Annotated in this window: 13 protein-coding genes; 4 read left to right on the forward strand and 9 right to left on the reverse strand. The window is 55.7% G+C overall.

Annotated features, from left to right (window positions below):
• Positions 1–117: 117 nt before the first annotated feature.
• From AC13E3_RS05970 to AC13E3_RS05980, 3 genes are read right to left on the reverse strand one after another with little or no spacing between them, the layout of a single operon-like run.
• Entirely contained in the window at positions 118–1,584 is a 1,467-nt protein-coding gene (locus AC13E3_RS05970; RefSeq protein ID WP_008171584.1) for a PhnE/PtxC family ABC transporter permease, read from the reverse strand.
• Between the two features lie 13 nt (positions 1,585–1,597).
• Entirely contained in the window at positions 1,598–2,248 is a 651-nt protein-coding gene (locus AC13E3_RS05975) for an ATP-binding cassette domain-containing protein (RefSeq protein ID WP_482901817.1), read from the reverse strand.
• Positions 2,248–3,114 (reverse strand): putative selenate ABC transporter substrate-binding protein, encoded by an 867-nt coding sequence (locus AC13E3_RS05980; RefSeq protein WP_273156830.1) that lies wholly within the window; start codon positions 3,112–3,114, stop codon positions 2,248–2,250. Before AC13E3_RS05980 ends, AC13E3_RS05975 begins: the two co-directional genes overlap by 1 nt.
• Positions 3,115–3,297: 183 nt before the next feature.
• On the opposite strand from AC13E3_RS05980, the gene senB reads away from it, so the two are divergent.
• Positions 3,298–4,272, forward strand: a complete 975-nt coding sequence (senB, locus tag AC13E3_RS05985) for a selenoneine biosynthesis selenosugar synthase SenB (protein WP_482901818.1) — start codon at positions 3,298–3,300, stop codon at positions 4,270–4,272.
• Here senB and selD read toward each other — a convergent pair.
• The 4 genes from selD to AC13E3_RS06005 all read right to left on the reverse strand — a co-directional run bounded on the left by selD (position 4,269) and on the right by AC13E3_RS06005 (position 9,330).
• Entirely contained in the window at positions 4,269–6,545 is a 2,277-nt protein-coding gene (selD, locus tag AC13E3_RS05990; protein WP_405419784.1) for a selenide, water dikinase SelD, read from the reverse strand. The two genes, senB and selD, sit on opposite strands and share 4 nt — an antisense overlap.
• Positions 6,545–7,198 (reverse strand): helix-hairpin-helix domain-containing protein, encoded by a 654-nt coding sequence (locus AC13E3_RS05995; RefSeq protein ID WP_482901819.1) that lies wholly within the window; start codon positions 7,196–7,198, stop codon positions 6,545–6,547. Before AC13E3_RS05995 ends, selD begins: the two co-directional genes overlap by 1 nt.
• A 40-nt stretch (positions 7,199–7,238) precedes the next feature.
• A complete protein-coding gene (locus AC13E3_RS06000) occupies positions 7,239–7,637 on the reverse strand; it encodes a hypothetical protein (protein ID WP_008171578.1) in 399 nt (132 codons plus the stop codon).
• 172 nt (positions 7,638–7,809) lie between these two features.
• Positions 7,810–9,330 carry a carbon-nitrogen hydrolase family protein gene (locus AC13E3_RS06005; RefSeq protein ID WP_008171577.1) on the reverse strand — a complete coding sequence of 507 codons (1,521 nt, stop codon included), beginning with the start codon at positions 9,328–9,330 and terminating at the stop codon, positions 7,810–7,812.
• A 148-nt stretch (positions 9,331–9,478) separates the two neighbouring features.
• Here AC13E3_RS06005 and AC13E3_RS06010 point away from each other — a divergent pair, with 148 nt between their 5' ends.
• Positions 9,479–11,365: a methyl-accepting chemotaxis protein gene (locus AC13E3_RS06010; protein ID WP_482901820.1), complete on the forward strand. Its 1,887-nt coding sequence runs from the start codon at positions 9,479–9,481 to the stop codon at positions 11,363–11,365.
• 14 nt (positions 11,366–11,379) lie between these two features.
• Here AC13E3_RS06010 and AC13E3_RS06015 read toward each other — a convergent pair whose 3' ends face one another.
• Positions 11,380–12,333 (reverse strand): hypothetical protein, encoded by a 954-nt coding sequence (locus AC13E3_RS06015; RefSeq protein WP_405419775.1) that lies wholly within the window; start codon positions 12,331–12,333, stop codon positions 11,380–11,382.
• Positions 12,334–12,519: 186 nt separating this feature from the next.
• Here AC13E3_RS06015 and AC13E3_RS06020 point away from each other — a divergent pair, with 186 nt between their 5' ends.
• Positions 12,520–13,074: a YiiD C-terminal domain-containing protein gene (locus AC13E3_RS06020; protein ID WP_041645218.1), complete on the forward strand. Its 555-nt coding sequence runs from the start codon at positions 12,520–12,522 to the stop codon at positions 13,072–13,074.
• Between the two features lie 5 nt (positions 13,075–13,079).
• Here the strand turns inward: AC13E3_RS06020 and recQ are convergent, their stop codons facing one another.
• Positions 13,080–14,948: a DNA helicase RecQ gene (gene recQ / locus AC13E3_RS06025; RefSeq protein WP_273093414.1), complete on the reverse strand. Its 1,869-nt coding sequence runs from the start codon at positions 14,946–14,948 to the stop codon at positions 13,080–13,082.
• A gap of 217 nt (positions 14,949–15,165) precedes the next feature.
• Here recQ and AC13E3_RS06030 point away from each other — a divergent pair, with 217 nt between their 5' ends.
• Positions 15,166–16,362 (forward strand): lysophospholipid acyltransferase family protein, encoded by a 1,197-nt coding sequence (locus tag AC13E3_RS06030; RefSeq protein WP_008169692.1) that lies wholly within the window; start codon positions 15,166–15,168, stop codon positions 16,360–16,362.
• The last annotated feature ends 4 nt before the right edge of the window (positions 16,363–16,366 follow it).

Raw genomic sequence — 16,366 nt, forward strand, 5'->3', positions numbered from 1 at the left:
TGCAATAGGTGATCTGAGTGTAGCGGAATGTATCCTGGCAATACCGCCAACCGGTCGCCAATTACCAGTTTAGCGTTGGCCGAAATGACGGAACTGTGATGGGGATCGCAGTGCGGGTTAGCAGGTGGGCATGGTCTGCAAAGCCAGCTTGCGGCGAATATAGCGGCCGAGGATGTCTACGCCGATGTTAAGCATGGCCGTTATCAGGATCAGAACCATTGCCTGGTCGAACCGGATACTCTGTATCGCGCTATCAACGTAAAAGCCAAGGGTGTAGATGCCGAGAATACCAAGGATTGCAGTTTCTCTCATGATGATTTCCCAGCGATAAAATAGAAACGCCAGAAATGATCGGTAGATCCGGGGCACGAGTTCCCAGCTATAGCGATTAAAGCCTTTGGGAGCATCGGATCTCAAACGGATCGTGTTGGTTTGCCGGCCAATCAGGTGGCCTATGATGCCGCCATTGTGAAGGGCCAATGCAACCACCGCAGGAAGCATGGAAGGTCCCCAGAGTTGCAGGAGTATGTAGGCCAGGATGTACTCAGGGGTTGATCGGGCAATTACCAGAAAAATATGGCCGGAGGTTCGACGTATAGGGCCGCCAAAATGATTTGAGATCAGGGGGAACGCCAGCAGGGTGAGGATACCCGTGGCCACCAGCGCAATCTGAGTGAGAACCACAGTATTCCAGATGCCAGGCAGTGCCTGCTCGATCATCAGTTCATTCAGCCACGGTAAAAGGCCGGCCAGGCCCTCTCCATCCCTGAGTGGGCTGGGGACAATATCCTCGGTGAAAAACCGTTCAACATTACCCCAGACGATGGGCAAGCCATCGCCAAGGAAAAACGGAGCCCCCACGATATACACGGGTAACAACTTGGGTCTTACCCATAGTGGAATTGTGGCAATGAGCACGTAAAAGAGGATCAACATTGCGCCGGCGTCGGAGTACATCCCCTGGGAAAAAGAGGTTTCCAGATAAAACCCCAGAGTTGGCAGGCCCACAAATCCGAGTATGGCACTCGAACGCAGCCCGCACTCCAGGCGATAGGCGGTGTAGGTTCTCAACTGGACCCAGCAATCAGGAATCCTGGTATACAGAAACGCCGCGATAGTTCCTGTTCCCGGTGGCAAGAGCCTGCCCGGTTCCGGGTCAGCTTCCTCGAGAATCTCGGAGTAAACCTTGGCGAAGATGCCGGAATAAGGTATCGCGATCGCCAACACGCCCGTCAGGGGGTGGAAACCGAAAAACTGCAAAAAAATAAGAGCCCAAAAGAGCTCATGAATCGCCCTGATGAAAGCACAAAACACCCGCACCGGGAGGAATCGGTACACCAGAGCCAGAAAAAATCCGCAAACCCCGCCAACGGTCACCCCAACAAAGGCGAAGGCCACTGTTCGCAATAAGGCGGTAAGAAGACCTTCGCTGCTGAAAAAGTTCGGAGTGAGTACACCCAGGAAAAAGTTGCCCAGATCCCGCCAGGGATTGTTTGCGGTGATCGCAATATCGGCAAACAACAGCCCCACAAGCGCAATAGCAAGAAAGATCAGGCTGGTGCGAACAGTCGGGTAGGAGAGCATCGCTCGACAGATCCTAATACAGCGACATGATGTCTGCGGCCGCCAATTGGTCAGTAGGCTCATCAAGGGCGACCTGCCCATTCTGTATGCCAACAATGCGGTTACAGTACTTCATCGCCATTTCCACATCGTGAAGAGCGATAACACTGGTTTTGAAGCGATCTCGCAGCAATTGCATAACGTGATGCGCCATGGGGCCGTCCAGTGCGGAGATGGGTTCATCTGCCAATAAGACCGGGGCGTTGCGATAAAGGGCTCTGGCAATGGCCACCCTTTGACGTTGCCCGCCCGAGAGCGAAGCTGTGGGAATCCAGAGTTTTTCAGACATTCTCAATGCGTCCAGAAGCTCCAGGACCTGTTTTCTGTCCTGTTTGAATGGCCGCACAAGGGTAATGGTGTTGTACCAGGTGGCATGCTTGTCGAGCTGGCCCATGAACACGTTGTGAAACACAGGAAGGGCGTTTACCAGGCCAAGCTCCTGAGGCACAAGAGATGACTGGCAATCCACTCGCTGGTGAATAAGCCGGATAAGAGTGGATTTACCTGCACCACTCTTACCGACGAGGGCAACCTGATCTCCTTCCTTTACCTTGAGGGTGAGGGGCCCGATTACCCGCTCACCCCCAAAAGAGGCCGTCAGGCCTGAGAGATCAAAGCCTGCCATCAATCAATGATTCCGATTTCTTTCGCTACTTTGCGAATCGGCTCATAATCGTCGTTTGAAGCGGGAATAAAATCAGAACGCGGGAAGCTCTCAAGCAGCTCGGGATCATCAAGCGAGAGCAGGGCTTCGCGAACGCGATCGGTAAAGCCTTCGCCGTAGTTTTCATCCACGTCGCCACGGATGCTCCATTGATAATTCGGGAACCCGGGTGTTTTCCAGATGACCTTCACGGCGTCGGTATCAATGTTTCCGTTTTCGAGTTCTTTTTCCCAGACCGCGAAGTTCATCGCGCCCACTTCGTAGGTGCCGGACTCGACCAGACGGAGGGTGCGAGTGTGGTTGCCGCTGTAGCCGACCCGAGAAAATACATCTTCAGGTGCTTCGCCAAACGTTTCGCGGATGTGGTACTCCGGAATCAATCGTCCCGACGTTGAGCCCTTTGATCCGAAGGTAAAGGTCTTACCACGTACGTCTTCTGGCAGGCTATCCTGACGATCCAGGCCGGTGCTCTCATGAGCAATAAAATAGACGTAGAAGGCCTGGTCTTCAGTCCCCTGTGCGATTGCCTGAGAACCGGGTACAAGTGATCTCGCCTGAACACCCGACAGGCCGCCGAACCACGCCAGCTGCACTTGGTTATTCCGGAAGGCGGAAACGGCAGCCGCATAGGATTTCACGGGGATGTACTTCACATCGGCATCCAGTTCCTCGGAAAGGTAGTCCGCAATGCCGCGGAAACGCTCGACGAGCTTGGTTTCATCTTCGTCCGGGATTGCCGTAAAAATGAACGTCTGCGCGGTCGCGGCGGCTGAAAAAAGAGAACAGAGACCAATAATCAGCAATTTCCGTATAAGATTGTGGGTCATGGTTTTTCCTTTTTGGAATGGATATTTACAGTGCAGAGATGAAGTGAACGACTCCAGCTTCAGAAGGATACCTTGATTTAGGTTAACCCTGAACAGCTATACGGTTTGCGGGTTTAATTGGCTCAGGGCCGAACACTCCATTTTTCAGTAAGCTGGGTTCAATCAAAGACAATGCATCTGATAATGATCACGCCGGCGCAGCCGGGTTCGAAAGCAGGAAACCGGGCAACGGCGGAACGGTGGGAGACCTTGCTGCAAAGTGCCGGGCACTCGGTCGACGTGGTTACTGAATACCACGGGGAACCCTGCGATGCGTTTATAGCCCTGCATGCCTGGCGTAGTGTCGATGCCATACGGCATTTCCGCGAAATCTGGCCTGAAAAGCCGCTCATCGTGGCTCTCACCGGCACGGATATCTATTACCACCAGCACGAATACCCGGAAGACACCCGGTATTCCATGGGCGCGGCCGATGCGCTTATTGGTCTGCACGACTTGGTAGCGCACGACATACCCGCCGGCCTTGCCAGCAAATTGGTCACGCTATACCAATCGGCTGAGGGGCCGGAGGCCTTTCCGGCGCGGCAAGCGGATCTCACGAAAGAGAGTTTTGGCGCTTGTGTGATTGGTCATCTTCGGGACGAAAAGGATTCTCTGAGGGCGGCTTATGCCGCACGATTGCTTCCGAAGGACTCGAAGGTACAGGTTTTTTGTGCCGGCAGGGCCCACAACGACGCATGGCACAACAAAGCAGAGCGGGAAATGGCTGAAAACCCACGCTTCCAATGGCTCGGCGAGCTGGATAAAACCCGCACCCGGCAGTTGATGGCGAACAGCCAGTTAATGGTGATCAGCTCGGTAATGGAGGGTGGCGCAAACGTGGTCTCCGAAGCCTGCCGGGCTGGCTTGCCGGTGTTGGCATCCGACATTCCGGGCAATGTTGGTTTGCTGGGGCGTGACTATGCCGGATATTTTCCCGTTGGCGACGAACAGGCGCTGGCCGGTCTGCTGCAACACGCAGAGACCGAACCTGGGTTTCTCGAAAGCCTCAAAGCCCAGGTTGGTAATCTGGCCGAGCGTTTCCTGCCCGAAAAAGAACAGGCATCCCTGGAGCAGGCGCTACACCTTGCAATGCAGCGCTGCTCACAGGGACGTTAATCCCGCAGGGAAATAGGCTCGATGGGCCCCGATTCATCCTGGGCGGTAATTCGGCCGATGATGGCTGTGTGCGGATAGCCCAGGGCTTTCAGTTCCCGTACACACTCCTCTGCCTTGTCCGCCGCAACGCTTGCCAGCAGACCACCCGCCGTTTGAGGGTCAAAAATCAGGGGATATCGGGCATGATTTACCCATTTTTCCTGATCCCGGATACCCCGGCGCAAGCGGATGTTTGCTGGTTGCAGGGAACTGAGGATCCCTGCTGCCGCTGTTTCCTCCGCGCCCGGAAGGATCGGGATGGCAGAAAGGTCCAGTTCGGCATCCACACCCGAGGGCTTGGTCATTTCAACGAGATGCCCGAGGAGACCGAAGCCGGTAACGTCTGTACAGGCTTTTGATCCAAATTTCCTGAGGCAGTCTGCTGCCGCCTTATTGGACTGGACCATGGAGGCGAGGGCGGAATCGATCCACCGACCTTTGGCCGCCAGCTTTGCGTGAGCGGCAAACAGGGTGCCTGTACCGATGGGCTTGGTGAGAATCAGGGCATCGCCCGCTTTCAGGCCACCTTTGCTCATGACTTCTTCCGGGTCGATCAGGCCGTTGACTGCAAAGCCCAGGGCCAGTTCCTTGCCCTCGCCGGTGTGCCCGCCAACCAGCGCGCATCCTGCCTCGTTCAGCACTTCAACAGCACCAGACATCATCTGATAGACGACATCCTCAACCTTGGACTCGATGCCGTAAGGCACCGTGGCAACGGCCGTGGCACTCTGGGCTTCGGCGCCCATGGCAAAGACGTCACCGAGGCTATGATTGGCCGCCACCTTGCCAAAGATGTAGGGGTCGTCAATGAACGCACGGAAGAAATCCACGGTGTGAACCACGGCTTTGCCGGGCGGCACCGTCAAAACGGCGGCGTCGTCCGGGGCGTGAAGGCCGATCAGGATATCGTCCCGCTCGATGGGTTTCAGCTCTCCCAGGGCACGCGAAAGAACGGTGCTGCCCACCTTGGCGCCACAACCACCACAACGCATGGCAACCGCCGAAATGGCCTGGGAGGCTTCCTCGGCATTCTGTGCGGCAGCCGTATCCGGCAGTTTGGATTCTTCCTCCATTGGAGGCAGATCGTTGAACTTCTTCATAAAGCGGCGATCGATCCAGTCTTTCCAGCGCCAGACCCAGGCGCCGTCGAACTGCAAATCTCCCCGGGAGGCCACAGCGTACTTGTCCCCGGTGCTGATTAGCGCTAACCACTTCTTCTGCGGATGAAAATCCTTCGGATCCTTGCCGGTTGCAAGCCGCTTGAGGTTGTCGGCGAGGGGAGGGCCCTGTCTTACCGCAAATACCCCCGCTTTTTCTCGGGGGTGATTCAAGACGTTGGCAATATCGCCAGCAGCAAAAATGCTGTCGTCATTCTCCACTTGCAGGGTATCGCGTACTCTCAGGAACAGCCCATCGTCCAGCGCCAGGCCTGTGTCCTTGAGCCATTCCGGGCCACCAGCCCGGGTTACCCAGAGCACTTCGTCCGTTTGCAGGGTTTCGCCGGATTCGGTAATCAATAACCCTTCCTGAACCTTGCTGACTGGCGATCCCAGATGGACCTTCACACCACGATTCGACAAGGTTTTTCGGAAAACCTCACGCACCTTGGGGTTGTGGGTCGGTAGAATTTGGTCGGCGGCGTCGAAGAGGTGGAAATGCAGCTGACCGGGATCTTTACCACGCTGTTTCAGTTCATTCTTCAGTCGAAACTGCATGGCGAGGGTCAGCTCAACGCCACCGGCACCAGCGCCAACCACGGCAACCGCCAGCGGCCCGTCGTAATTCTCGATACGGGAGAGCAGTGCAAGCCAGCGGTTGTTGAAGCCGGTGATCGGCTTAACCGGAACCGCGTGGTCGGAAGCGCCTTCCACTTCATTGACCCTAGGAGACGAGCCAATATTGATTGACAGTATGTCGTAGGGCACATCCGGGCGACCGCGGCAGATAACCCGCTTCTGATCCCGGTCGATGCCCATGGCTTCGGCCCGGTAAAAGCGCGCACCAGCGTACTCCGCCAGGCGGCTCAGATCGATGTGGACATCGTCGTAGCTATAGTGGCCGGCCACGTAGCCCGGCAGCATGCCGGAATAGGGGGTGTGGGTGTCGCGGCAGATCAGGGTCAGGCGCACGCCGGGAACAGGGTTCATCGCGAACCGCTTGAGTACCCCGACGTGGCTATGCCCGCCGCCAATCAGGACAATGTCCCGTAAAACAGGCTGGTCAGGCGTTCGCATCAGCCGATTTTCTTGGCTTCAGCGCTGAATTGGCTGTATCCCTTGACGTTTGAGAAGGCCTTCAGCTTTTCCTGGTCTTCGGCAGACGGATTGGCGATCTGGTCGATGGAGGTAATGCCAGCGTCCTTCATCTTCTTGGCGGTGGCCGGGCCGATACCTTTAACCAGTGTCAGGTCACTCTTGTCGACCGGCTTTGCAGCCTTGGCAGTTGGTGCTTTCTTGGCTGAAGGCTTCTTCGCCGCAGGCTTGCTGGTCGCGCCTTTGGCTTTGGAAGCTGTTTTGGCGGTTTTCTTCGGCGCTGATTTCTTGGCTGCCGTGCTGGCCTCTTTACTCACTTCATCTGTGAGCTTCTTGACCTCTTCACCCGCTTCCTTGGAAGCCACGCCAAGACGCTCGAGAATGCTGCTCTGCAGTTCATGGAACTCTTCCAGGCGGCGCTCAAACTCTTCGTGGAAACGCTTCATCTCGCGGTCGCGAAGCTCGTCGATTTCCTTCAGCAGCTTGCGAACAGGCTCCTGAACCTGGTTCTGCAGGCTGTCGAACTGCTTCAGCGCATCGTTCACCAGGCCTTCGATCTGGGAAGAAGTCTTTTCGAACTCCTTGTTGACCTTTTTCACGATTTTATCAACGTTCTGTTTGGTTTTCTTCGCCATGGAATGTCTCCTTACGGGCAGGTTTCAACGAAAATCAATGTCAGGCCATCTGCCGGAAACCGGACATGGAGCCTGGGGAACGACGTGATTTGAGCGACTGTTTTTTGGATAGCACTTCCCGGATTCTGCGGAGCTTTTCCGCCAGCGACGAGCTGCCGTTGGAGTCGAGCTCTACAAAATCGATTGAATAGAAGAAGTTACTGCAGTGTTTTCTGCGTTCGGTCACCAGCCCGGCGAGTCCTTCTGCGCGGATCTTGTCGAACGGCATGTCCATCACGAGATCGAGCACCACGGTATCACCGGGGTTGAACACTTTGTCGGTTTTCATAACACATCCGTAGCCGTCCAGCTCATAAAGGGCGGCTTCGACAAGTTCCTTCCGAAAAAGGCCCTGTCTGACTCGGAATCGTGCGACAAGGTCCGGCAATGCTTCGTTCATGAATCGGGTTCTCTGGTGATTTCCGTATCCACAGCAACCTGTCTCATTGGGAGACAGGCTGGATATTGGTTAAACAATAGACACTGAATTCTAGTTTTGCAACGCCATCAGTGCCATACGATCGACCGCTAACGCAGTTATTTAACAAATTGACCTGGCTGATCAGGCCAGTTTACTTGGTCTTCAATTCATACATATCAACGCGACGATCTTTCAGGTTAGTGACAGACCCCTCGTTACGCACCAGTTTCAGCTTTTCCAAGTCCATATCGGAGAACATGATCATCTCCGTATTCGGCGTGGTTTCCGCCATAACTGCATCGTGCGGGAAGGCAAAATCCGAAGGTGAGAATACGGCAGACTGAGCGTACTGGACGTCCAGGTTCTCGACTTTCGGCAGGTTGCCAACGCTACCAGTGACGACCACATAGCATTCGTTTTCGATTGCGCGGGCCTGGGCGCACTGGCGAACCCTGAGGTAGCCGTTTTTGGTGTCGGTCCAGAACGGCACCATGATGATATCAACCTCCTGGCTGGCAGCAATACGGCCCAGTTCAGGGAATTCGATGTCATAGCAGATCATGATGGCGACCCGGCCGGCATCGGTCTCGAAGACCTCAAACTGGTTGCCGCCCTCGATCACCCAGTCGCGGCGTTCGTGGGGCGTGATGTGAATCTTGCGTTGCTCATCAACACGACCGTCCCGGTGGCAGAGATAGGACACGTTATACACCCGATCGTTTTCGATCAGCGGCATGGAACCGGTGATAATGTTGATGTTGTAGCTCACCGCCATTTCAGACATCTCTTCCCGGAACTGCTGGGTAAATCCGGCGAGGAAACGGATGGCCCGGGTCTGGTCCATCTGATCGGTCAGTCCCATCAGCGGCGCGTTGAAAAACTCGGGGAAGATGGCGAAGTCACTTTTGTAATCAGACAAGGCGTCCACAAAATACTCAACCTGCTCGAGCACCTCTTCAACCGAGGTAAATTCACGCATCTGCCACTGCACGGCGCCCAGCCTTATCTGAGTTTTCTTGACGCTCAGAACCGGGGAAGGTGGGGTGTAGAGAATGTTCCGCCATTCCAGCAACGTCGCGTAGCCCTGGGATTTCTCATCCTCGGGAAGGTATTTGTGCATCAACCGCGTAACCTGGAAATCGTTCGAGAGCTGGAAGCTCAGAATCGGATCGTAGATTTCCTTGCGATCGACCCGTTGAATGTACTCTTCGGGTGAATACTGTTCGGCGTATTTGAAGTAGCTCGGTATGCGCCCGCCCGCCAGGATGGCACGCAGGTTCATGGAGCGGCAGAGTTCTTTTCGCGCTTCGTAGAGTCGACGACCCAGGCGGTAGCCCCGATAGTCGGGGTGGATAAAGACATCCAGCCCATAGAGGGAGTCACCATTGGCGTTGTGCCAGATCTTCTCGTTACGGAGGATCAGATCGTCGTAGGTGTGCGGGTTGCTGAAACGCTCGTACTTAACGCAGACCGTCAGCGCAACCGCAATAAGCTGGCCGCTTTCCTCAATGCAGATCTGGCCGTCGGGGAACTGCTCCACCAATGCCTTGATGGTGTCCTTCGGCCAGGAGCCTCCGATGTCGTCGTATACCCGATCCATAAGCTTCTGAAGCTGATCGTAGTCATCAAGCCTCAGGTTCCGGAGGTTGAGGTGCAGTTCTTCATGGGCCATTCAGTTCGGCTCCCGTTCGTTATGGAATGAGGACAATCTCAGCGTCTGCGTCAATAATTGGAAAGTTTAACAGAAGCCGCTAAAGACTTCGCACCATGGGCCGAAACACACATTAACGAATATCAATTTTATTGCTGAGGATTCGACCGTGCAGCTGACATTCGGGCAAAAGCTCCTGACTGCTTTCGGTATTCTGTTGCTGTTGGTTATGGGGGCTTTTACGCTCTCTGGCGATTTACGATTACAAAGCACCACCGAAACCTATGTGAACGCGCTGATCGACGACACCGTACAGCAGAGCACGTCGAGCATCGCAGAGTGGCTCAATGCCCGGCTGGTGATGACTGAAGCCACCGCCAAAGCCCTGGAGAATGCCGAGAACGACGAAGAGGCGCGGGTCATTCTTCAGGCCATTACCACCGGCGGCGGCTTCCGGGATGTCTATGTCGGGCGTACCGACGGCTACATGCTGATGAAATCGCCGGAGGCGAATGCCACGCTGCCAGCGGATTACGATCCCCGCCAGCGCCCCTGGTACAAGAAGGCCATGAGCCTCGGAAGCGCCTCGTTCACCGAGCCGTATCAGGATGCCAGCACCAACGACATGATCATCTCCACACTTGCGCCCGTGAAGCGCGGTGAATACGAGGGCGTGGCCGGTGCTGATATCGGCCTGGGCGCGATAGCAAAAACCCTGAGCACAGTCACACTCGCGGACACCGGTTACGCTGCTTTGATCAATGAGCGTGGCACCATACTGTTCCACCCACGGCAAAGCCTTGTCGGCAAGAACATCAGTGAGCTCATTGGCGGCAAGCCGGATCTTGGCGGGGACGCTCACGAATACAGTAATGATGACGGCAACTGGGAGGCCAGCTTCCATCCGATCAGTGAAGCGCGCGGCGTGCAATGGTATCTGGGGACCTTTGTAAACGCGGACAAGATCAACGCACCGGTCCAGAGCGCCAGAATGACTGGATTGATCATGGCCGTGATCGGCCTGATCGTTTCTCTGGTGATCCTGCATCTGGGCATCAAGGTTCTGATGGCGCCGGTTCGCCGCTTGAACAAGGCCATGGCGGACATTGGCAGTGGTGATGCTGACCTGACCCAGCGTCTGGACGACAGTGCAAAAGATGAATTCGGTGAGTTGGCCCGGAGCTTTAACCAGTTTGTCGAGAATATCCAGACGGTTGTTCGGGATGTCCAGAAGGGTAGCGCCGAACTCGGGGAAAATGTCAGCTCGCTGAGAGATACCGCCAGTACCAGTCGTTCGAGCGTGGAGAGCCAGCAGGCCGAAATCGACATGGTGGCGACCGCGATCAACGAGATGTCGGCCGCTGCCGGCGAGATTGCCCAGAACGCACAGCAAACCGCAGACGCCGCCAACACCGCGGATGCGGACAGCCGGGCTTCGCTGGAGACCGTCGCTGCCTCCCGGGACGCCGTACAGAAGCTCTCGAAGGAGATTAATGCGGCCGCAGAGGTCATCCACACCCTTGGCAAGGACGTTACATCAATCACAACAGTGCTTGAAGTGATTCAGGGTATTGCAGAGCAAACCAACCTGCTGGCATTGAATGCCGCGATTGAAGCCGCTCGGGCCGGTGAAGCAGGGCGGGGCTTCGCAGTTGTGGCAGACGAGGTACGTAACCTTGCCCAGCGCACCCAGTCCAGCACCGAGGAAATCAACGACATGATTGAGCGTCTGCAGAAAGGCGCCAATGATGCGGTCGATGTCATGAATGCCTCAACTGCAGTATCCAATGTCAGCATGGAAAAAGCGCAGGACGCTATGGATGCCCTCAACCGGATTGCCGAGGCAATCACGTCCATCAGCCAGATGACGTCGCAGATTGCCACAGCATCCGAGGAACAGACGTCGGTTACCGAGGAGTTGAATTCGTCGATTACCCGGATTGCAGATCAGGGCCAGGAAGCGGCCGCCGCGGCCTCCGAAAACGATGTTTACAGCGGGCAAATTGAGCGCATCGGCACCGCACTGAGCCAGAACGTGTCGAGGTTCCGGGTGTAAGCGAAGAGCGACTGTTAGCGGCTTAGGACTTCCAGCCGACGGCGCAGGTTCTCGAAGGTTTTGCGCCCAACGTAACGGGATTCTTCGCTCAGGTACGGGTTTTCGAGAGTAATGACCTTACGCTCGTCGAGATCAAGCTCTTTCACAGCGCGGGCGTAGTAGTGCCTGAGGAAATCATTGAAGCTGCCATCGTGGATGGCGCGCTCAATTCCCAGCTGAAGGCGATGGGCGGTTTCCTGGTCTTCGGGACCGACAAAGAGATAGGACGGCATCGGGTAGGCGATCAACAGATCAGGCTCAATTAGGAGATTAGGATCCTGCTCCAATTCCAGGTCGTAAAGCACTTCGCTTACGCCCCTGGCAAAACACTCGAAGCGTTCATTACGCAACATTCCGAACAGTATTTCGTATCGGGAGTGAGTGACCACCGGAATACCGTTGGCTTCAAGCACCGGTGTGTCTGGCCAGTGGGCGCCCTGGCCAATCCGAATCTGACTGTCTCTCAAGTCATCCAGAGTCTTGATTCCCGCAAACCGGGGCAAGGATTCCGGCATGACCACGCAAACCCGAAAACCGAGCAACCCGCCATCGACCGGAAACGGTATGGCGGTCAGGGACTTCTCCCGTTCTGCGGAGGTAGCGACATTGGCGATGTCAACTAATCGTGATTGGCCGTCTGTCAGTTCCCTCAGTACGCGGCCCTGGCTCAGCTCTTCACTTCTGATGATCTGAAATTCCCCGTACTCTGGCGTCTTCTTCAGAGCAAGCTCCACCAGGGCCCGGATGGCAGGGCTGTCGTAATTCCGGTACCAGAGTACGTAACCGCGCACGGCTGCCTGCGACGCAGTGGTCGATGACGTTGTGGCTGAGAGTGGTCCTGCCGCAAGGCAGAAAGCCAATGGCATCAGGCAAAGAACCAGTTTTCGGAACCGGTGGAAGACCAGGGAAGCGGGCAGAGAATATTCCAAATCAGAGATCCTTTCTTACTACTGGAAAAACCGGCTAACAAGCGGTCATGATTCAGGCACGCATCCTCACTTTAGAACAGAAACTCAAAAATAAATCGGACAACATCCAAAAAAATTGTAAAACCTTCTTGCGAGCACTGAAGTCCGTTGTAATCATCAGTTCCCAATCAATTTCGGAGCTTGGCAATGGCAATTATCGATAATCTCATCGGAGCGACCGGTCAATGGGTGGCAAGTACCGACCCCAAGGCTACACTGGCTAGCCCTCTGGCCTGGCTGAAGAAAACGGGCGGGTATGCAGCGGTGAACAAGATCATCGGACTGTCGATTCCTTTTGCACCACGGAACAACTTCAGCGTTGAGGAGGTCAGGCCAGGATATGTAAGAGCGAAAATCCGCTTGAAAGGCAACAAAAACCACTTCGGCAGCCTTTATGCGGGCGCGTACTTTCTGGTAGCCGAAATTCCCGGTGGCGTGCTGACCCTATTTGATCTGGGGCCTTCGTACACGCCGATTCTCAAGGAAATGACGTTGCAGTTTCTCCAGCCAGCCAACAGCGATGTCACTGTAGAATTCACCCTGGATCCCGAAACCGTGGCAGCCATTCTTGCTGACGCTGACGAGACCGGGCGGGCGAAATTCTCCCTGGAAGGAAAACTGGTGGACGAAGAGGGCAACCATGTAGCGACCTCCATCGCCCATTACCGCGTCCGGAAGAAAGGGTTTAAAGCAGAGGCCTGAACAATTCAGGCCTGTTCGAGGCCAGCGATGGTTTGCAGGAAAATCTCGCCGTATTTCTCTAGCTTGGCGGCGCCCACGCCGCTGACTTCCGCCAGCTCATCCAGGGTGCGCGGTTTGCGTTCCAGCATTCCAAACAGGGTAGTGTCATGGAAAATGACGTAGGGCGGCACGCCCTGTTTGTCAGCCAGCTCCTTGCGGCAGGCTCGAAGCGCCTCCCAGCCGGCCTTGTCGGTAATCTGTTCTGAGACCGGCGAACCCGACCGGCCGCCGTTTGCCCGGCCGGTTGTCTTCTTGATTTCCGGGTCCTTGCGCAGCTCAATGGTATGACGTCCTTTCAGCAGTGGTCGACACTGCTCGGTCAACTGGAGCGCACCATAGCCCTCCGGATCTGCACGGAGGTAACCATTGGCCACCAGTTGCCGGTATACCGATTTCCACTCGTTGGCACTCAGTTCCGTTCCAATGCCGTAGGTTGACACCTGGTGGTGCCCGGATTGGAGAATCCGCTCGTTTTCCGAGCCTCGCAGAACATCAATCAGATAGGTAACGCCGAAACGCTGGCCCGTTCGGAAAACGCAGGAAAGGGCTTTCTGGACGGCGACGGTTCCATCCCAGGTGTCCGGTGGATTCAGGCAGGTGTCGCAATTGCCACAGGGTTGCTCAAGCTCGTCCCCGAAATAGCGCAACAGCACCTGACGGCGGCAACTGGTGACCTCACAAAGGCCCAGCATCGCATCCAGCTTCTGCCGTTCCACGCGCTTGAAATGATCGTTACCCTGTGAGCTTTCCAGCATCTGGCGCAGTTTGATGACATCCTGCAGGCCATAAACCATCCAGGCCGTAGACGGCTTGCCGTCACGCCCGGCCCGACCGGTTTCCTGATAGTAGGCTTCAAGGCTCTTCGGCAGATCTAGGTGTGCGACAAAGCGCACGTCCGGTTTATCGATACCCATGCCGAAGGCGATGGTGGCAACAATAATCACCCCGTCTTCACGCAGGAACCGCTCCTGGTGATGGGCACGCTGTTCCGAGGACAGGCCTGCATGATAGGGCAGAGCGGTATAGCCTTTCTGGGCCAGGGTTTTCGCGGTGGCGTCGACCTTGTTCCGGGACAGGCAGTAAACGATGCCGCAGTCGCCCTCATGTTCGGCTTTAATAAAATCCAGTAACTGTTTGTTCGCGTTTATTTTTGGCGCTATACGGTACTGAATGTTGGGGCGATCGAAGCCACTGACGAAGTGTCTTGCCTCTGTCAGTGACAGTCGTTCTGCAATTTCCTTTCGGGTTCGCTCATCCGCGGTTGCGGTCAACGCGATGCGGGGTACGCCGGGAAACTGTTCTGCCAGCATGCTGAGCTGAAGGTAATCGGATCGGAAATCGTGACCCCATTGGGACACACAATGGGCCTCGTCGATAGCGAACAGCGAGATGGAGGCGTCATGAAGCAATTCGATGGTGCGCGGCTGTATCAGTCTTTCAGGGGCGCAGTACAGAAGGTCAAGCTCACCGGTCATGAGCGCGTATTCGGTCGCCCGGGCCTGCTCGAAATCCATGGTTGAATTCAGGAACGCAGCCCGGACCCCTAGCTCTTTCAATGCCGCTACCTGGTCCTGCATCAGGGCAATCAGAGGTGAAATTACGATCGCAGTGCCCGAGCGAACCAGCGCCGGCACCTGGTAGCAAAGAGATTTACCGCCGCCCGTCGGCATGAGCACAAGTGCATCGCGGCCTTCCGATACTTCCCGGATGATGTCACCCTGAAGCGGACGGAAGGATTCATAACCAAAGACTTCGTGCAGCACCTGTTCCGGATCACGGCCCGAGGTGGTTGGGCGCTCGGTGGAAAGCTGTTCGAAATCCTGATCAAGATACATAGAATAACCGGTTGCTCGGCTTGGAGCCGCTGTATTGATTCGGGTGGAGTGCCGGGTTCGGCGCAATGGCGAATGATACCAGATTAACCCTGAGGATTGGCCAGCAAACCCACGGGCCGGGTGGAGGCAAACTAATCTAAGAAACGCTACAATACCGCGTTTTTGAACCACCGTTTCACGCCATACTGTGACAGACACTGATAACAACAGGGCTTCCATGCAGGAATTTGATGCCATCCGTCCCTATTCGGACGAAGAAACCGGCGCTGCTATCAACCGCCTGGTCAACGATCAGGAATTTCTGGATATGGTCGGTCGCTTCAAGTCACCGACTCTGGCCCGCTGGGCGCCGGCCATGTTGCGTGTGTTTACCCGTCGCTGGTTAAACAGCCATTTTGGCCACTACACACGAGTCGATGATCTCCAGGCCGGGCTTTCCAGCTACGTGGGTGAGCTGGTTGAGAGCACAACCACGCGAGTAACGACCAGCGGGCTGGAGAACCTCGACAAGCGCGGCGCCTATCTGTTTATTTCAAACCATCGGGACATTGTTTTCGACCCCATGGTGGTGAACTACCAGCTGTTCCAGAATGGTTTCCATACCACCCGAATTGCCATTGGCGACAACCTGCTTGCCAACCGGGTGTTCGCTGAAATGATGCGACTGAACAAGAGCTTTGTAGTGCGACGCAGCATGACAAGCCCCCGCGAGATGCGTGATGCCTACATCACACTCTCCGGCTTTATCAACCACAGCATCGATACCAATCACAGCATATGGATTGCCCAACGTGAGGGCCGGGCGAAGGACGGGCTGGATTTTACCGACCCCGCCATCATCAAGATGTTCTATATGAGCCGCAAGAAAAGCGGGCTCGGTTTTGACGAAGCCATGAATCGGCTGCATGTGGTGCCAGTTTCCATTGCCTACGAGTACGATCCGTGCGATGCCGACAAAGCCCAGGAGCTGGAAACCCGGGCCCGGACCGGCCAGTACATCAAGCGAGAGGGTGAAGATACCGAACAGATCATGAAGGGACTGACCGGTTTCAAAGGGCACGTGCATGTGCACTTTGGTGCGCCCATCCATGATTCACCGGATAACCCGAAAGATTTGGCCGCCCGTATAGATCGGGAGATGCATGCGAACTATCACCTGCATGCCTCAAACCTGGTGGCTTATCAGCAGCGTGGTCTTCATCCCCAGGCCCACGATACGCCGGATACCGTCAGCGATTCAGTGGTCACTGCCGAAACCTGGTCACCGGCGGAAATGGAAGCTGCTGAAGCCGAGATGGAGCGGAGACTGGAAGCCTGCGATCCGGCCATCCGGCCTTATCTGCTGGATATGTATGCCAACCCAGTGGTCACCGCGCTTGAGGCCAATGCCGAGAAATCCGGCCATTCCGAATAAACCG

This window comes from Marinobacter sp. L-80, assembly GCF_056859395.1.

Bases quoted from the DNA above. Each gene is read 5' to 3' on its own strand.
- AC13E3_RS05970 (WP_008171584.1), bottom strand. From the start codon at position 1,584: ATGCTCTCCTACCCGACTGTTCGCACCAGCCTGATCTTTCTTGCTATT.
- AC13E3_RS05975 (WP_482901817.1), bottom strand. From the start codon at position 2,248: ATGGCAGGCTTTGATCTCTCAGGCCTGACGGCCTCTTTTGGGGGTGAG.
- AC13E3_RS05980 (WP_273156830.1), bottom strand. From the start codon at position 3,114: ATGACCCACAATCTTATACGGAAATTGCTGATTATTGGTCTCTGTTCT.
- senB (WP_482901818.1), top strand. From the start codon at position 3,298: ATGATCACGCCGGCGCAGCCGGGTTCGAAAGCAGGAAACCGGGCAACG.
- selD (WP_405419784.1), bottom strand. From the start codon at position 6,545: ATGCGAACGCCTGACCAGCCTGTTTTACGGGACATTGTCCTGATTGGC.
- AC13E3_RS05995 (WP_482901819.1), bottom strand. From the start codon at position 7,198: ATGGCGAAGAAAACCAAACAGAACGTTGATAAAATCGTGAAAAAGGTC.
- AC13E3_RS06000 (WP_008171578.1), bottom strand. From the start codon at position 7,637: ATGAACGAAGCATTGCCGGACCTTGTCGCACGATTCCGAGTCAGACAG.
- AC13E3_RS06005 (WP_008171577.1), bottom strand. From the start codon at position 9,330: ATGGCCCATGAAGAACTGCACCTCAACCTCCGGAACCTGAGGCTTGAT.
- AC13E3_RS06020 (WP_041645218.1), top strand. From the start codon at position 12,520: ATGGCAATTATCGATAATCTCATCGGAGCGACCGGTCAATGGGTGGCA.
- recQ (WP_273093414.1), bottom strand. From the start codon at position 14,948: ATGTATCTTGATCAGGATTTCGAACAGCTTTCCACCGAGCGCCCAACC.
- AC13E3_RS06030 (WP_008169692.1), top strand. From the start codon at position 15,166: ATGCAGGAATTTGATGCCATCCGTCCCTATTCGGACGAAGAAACCGGC.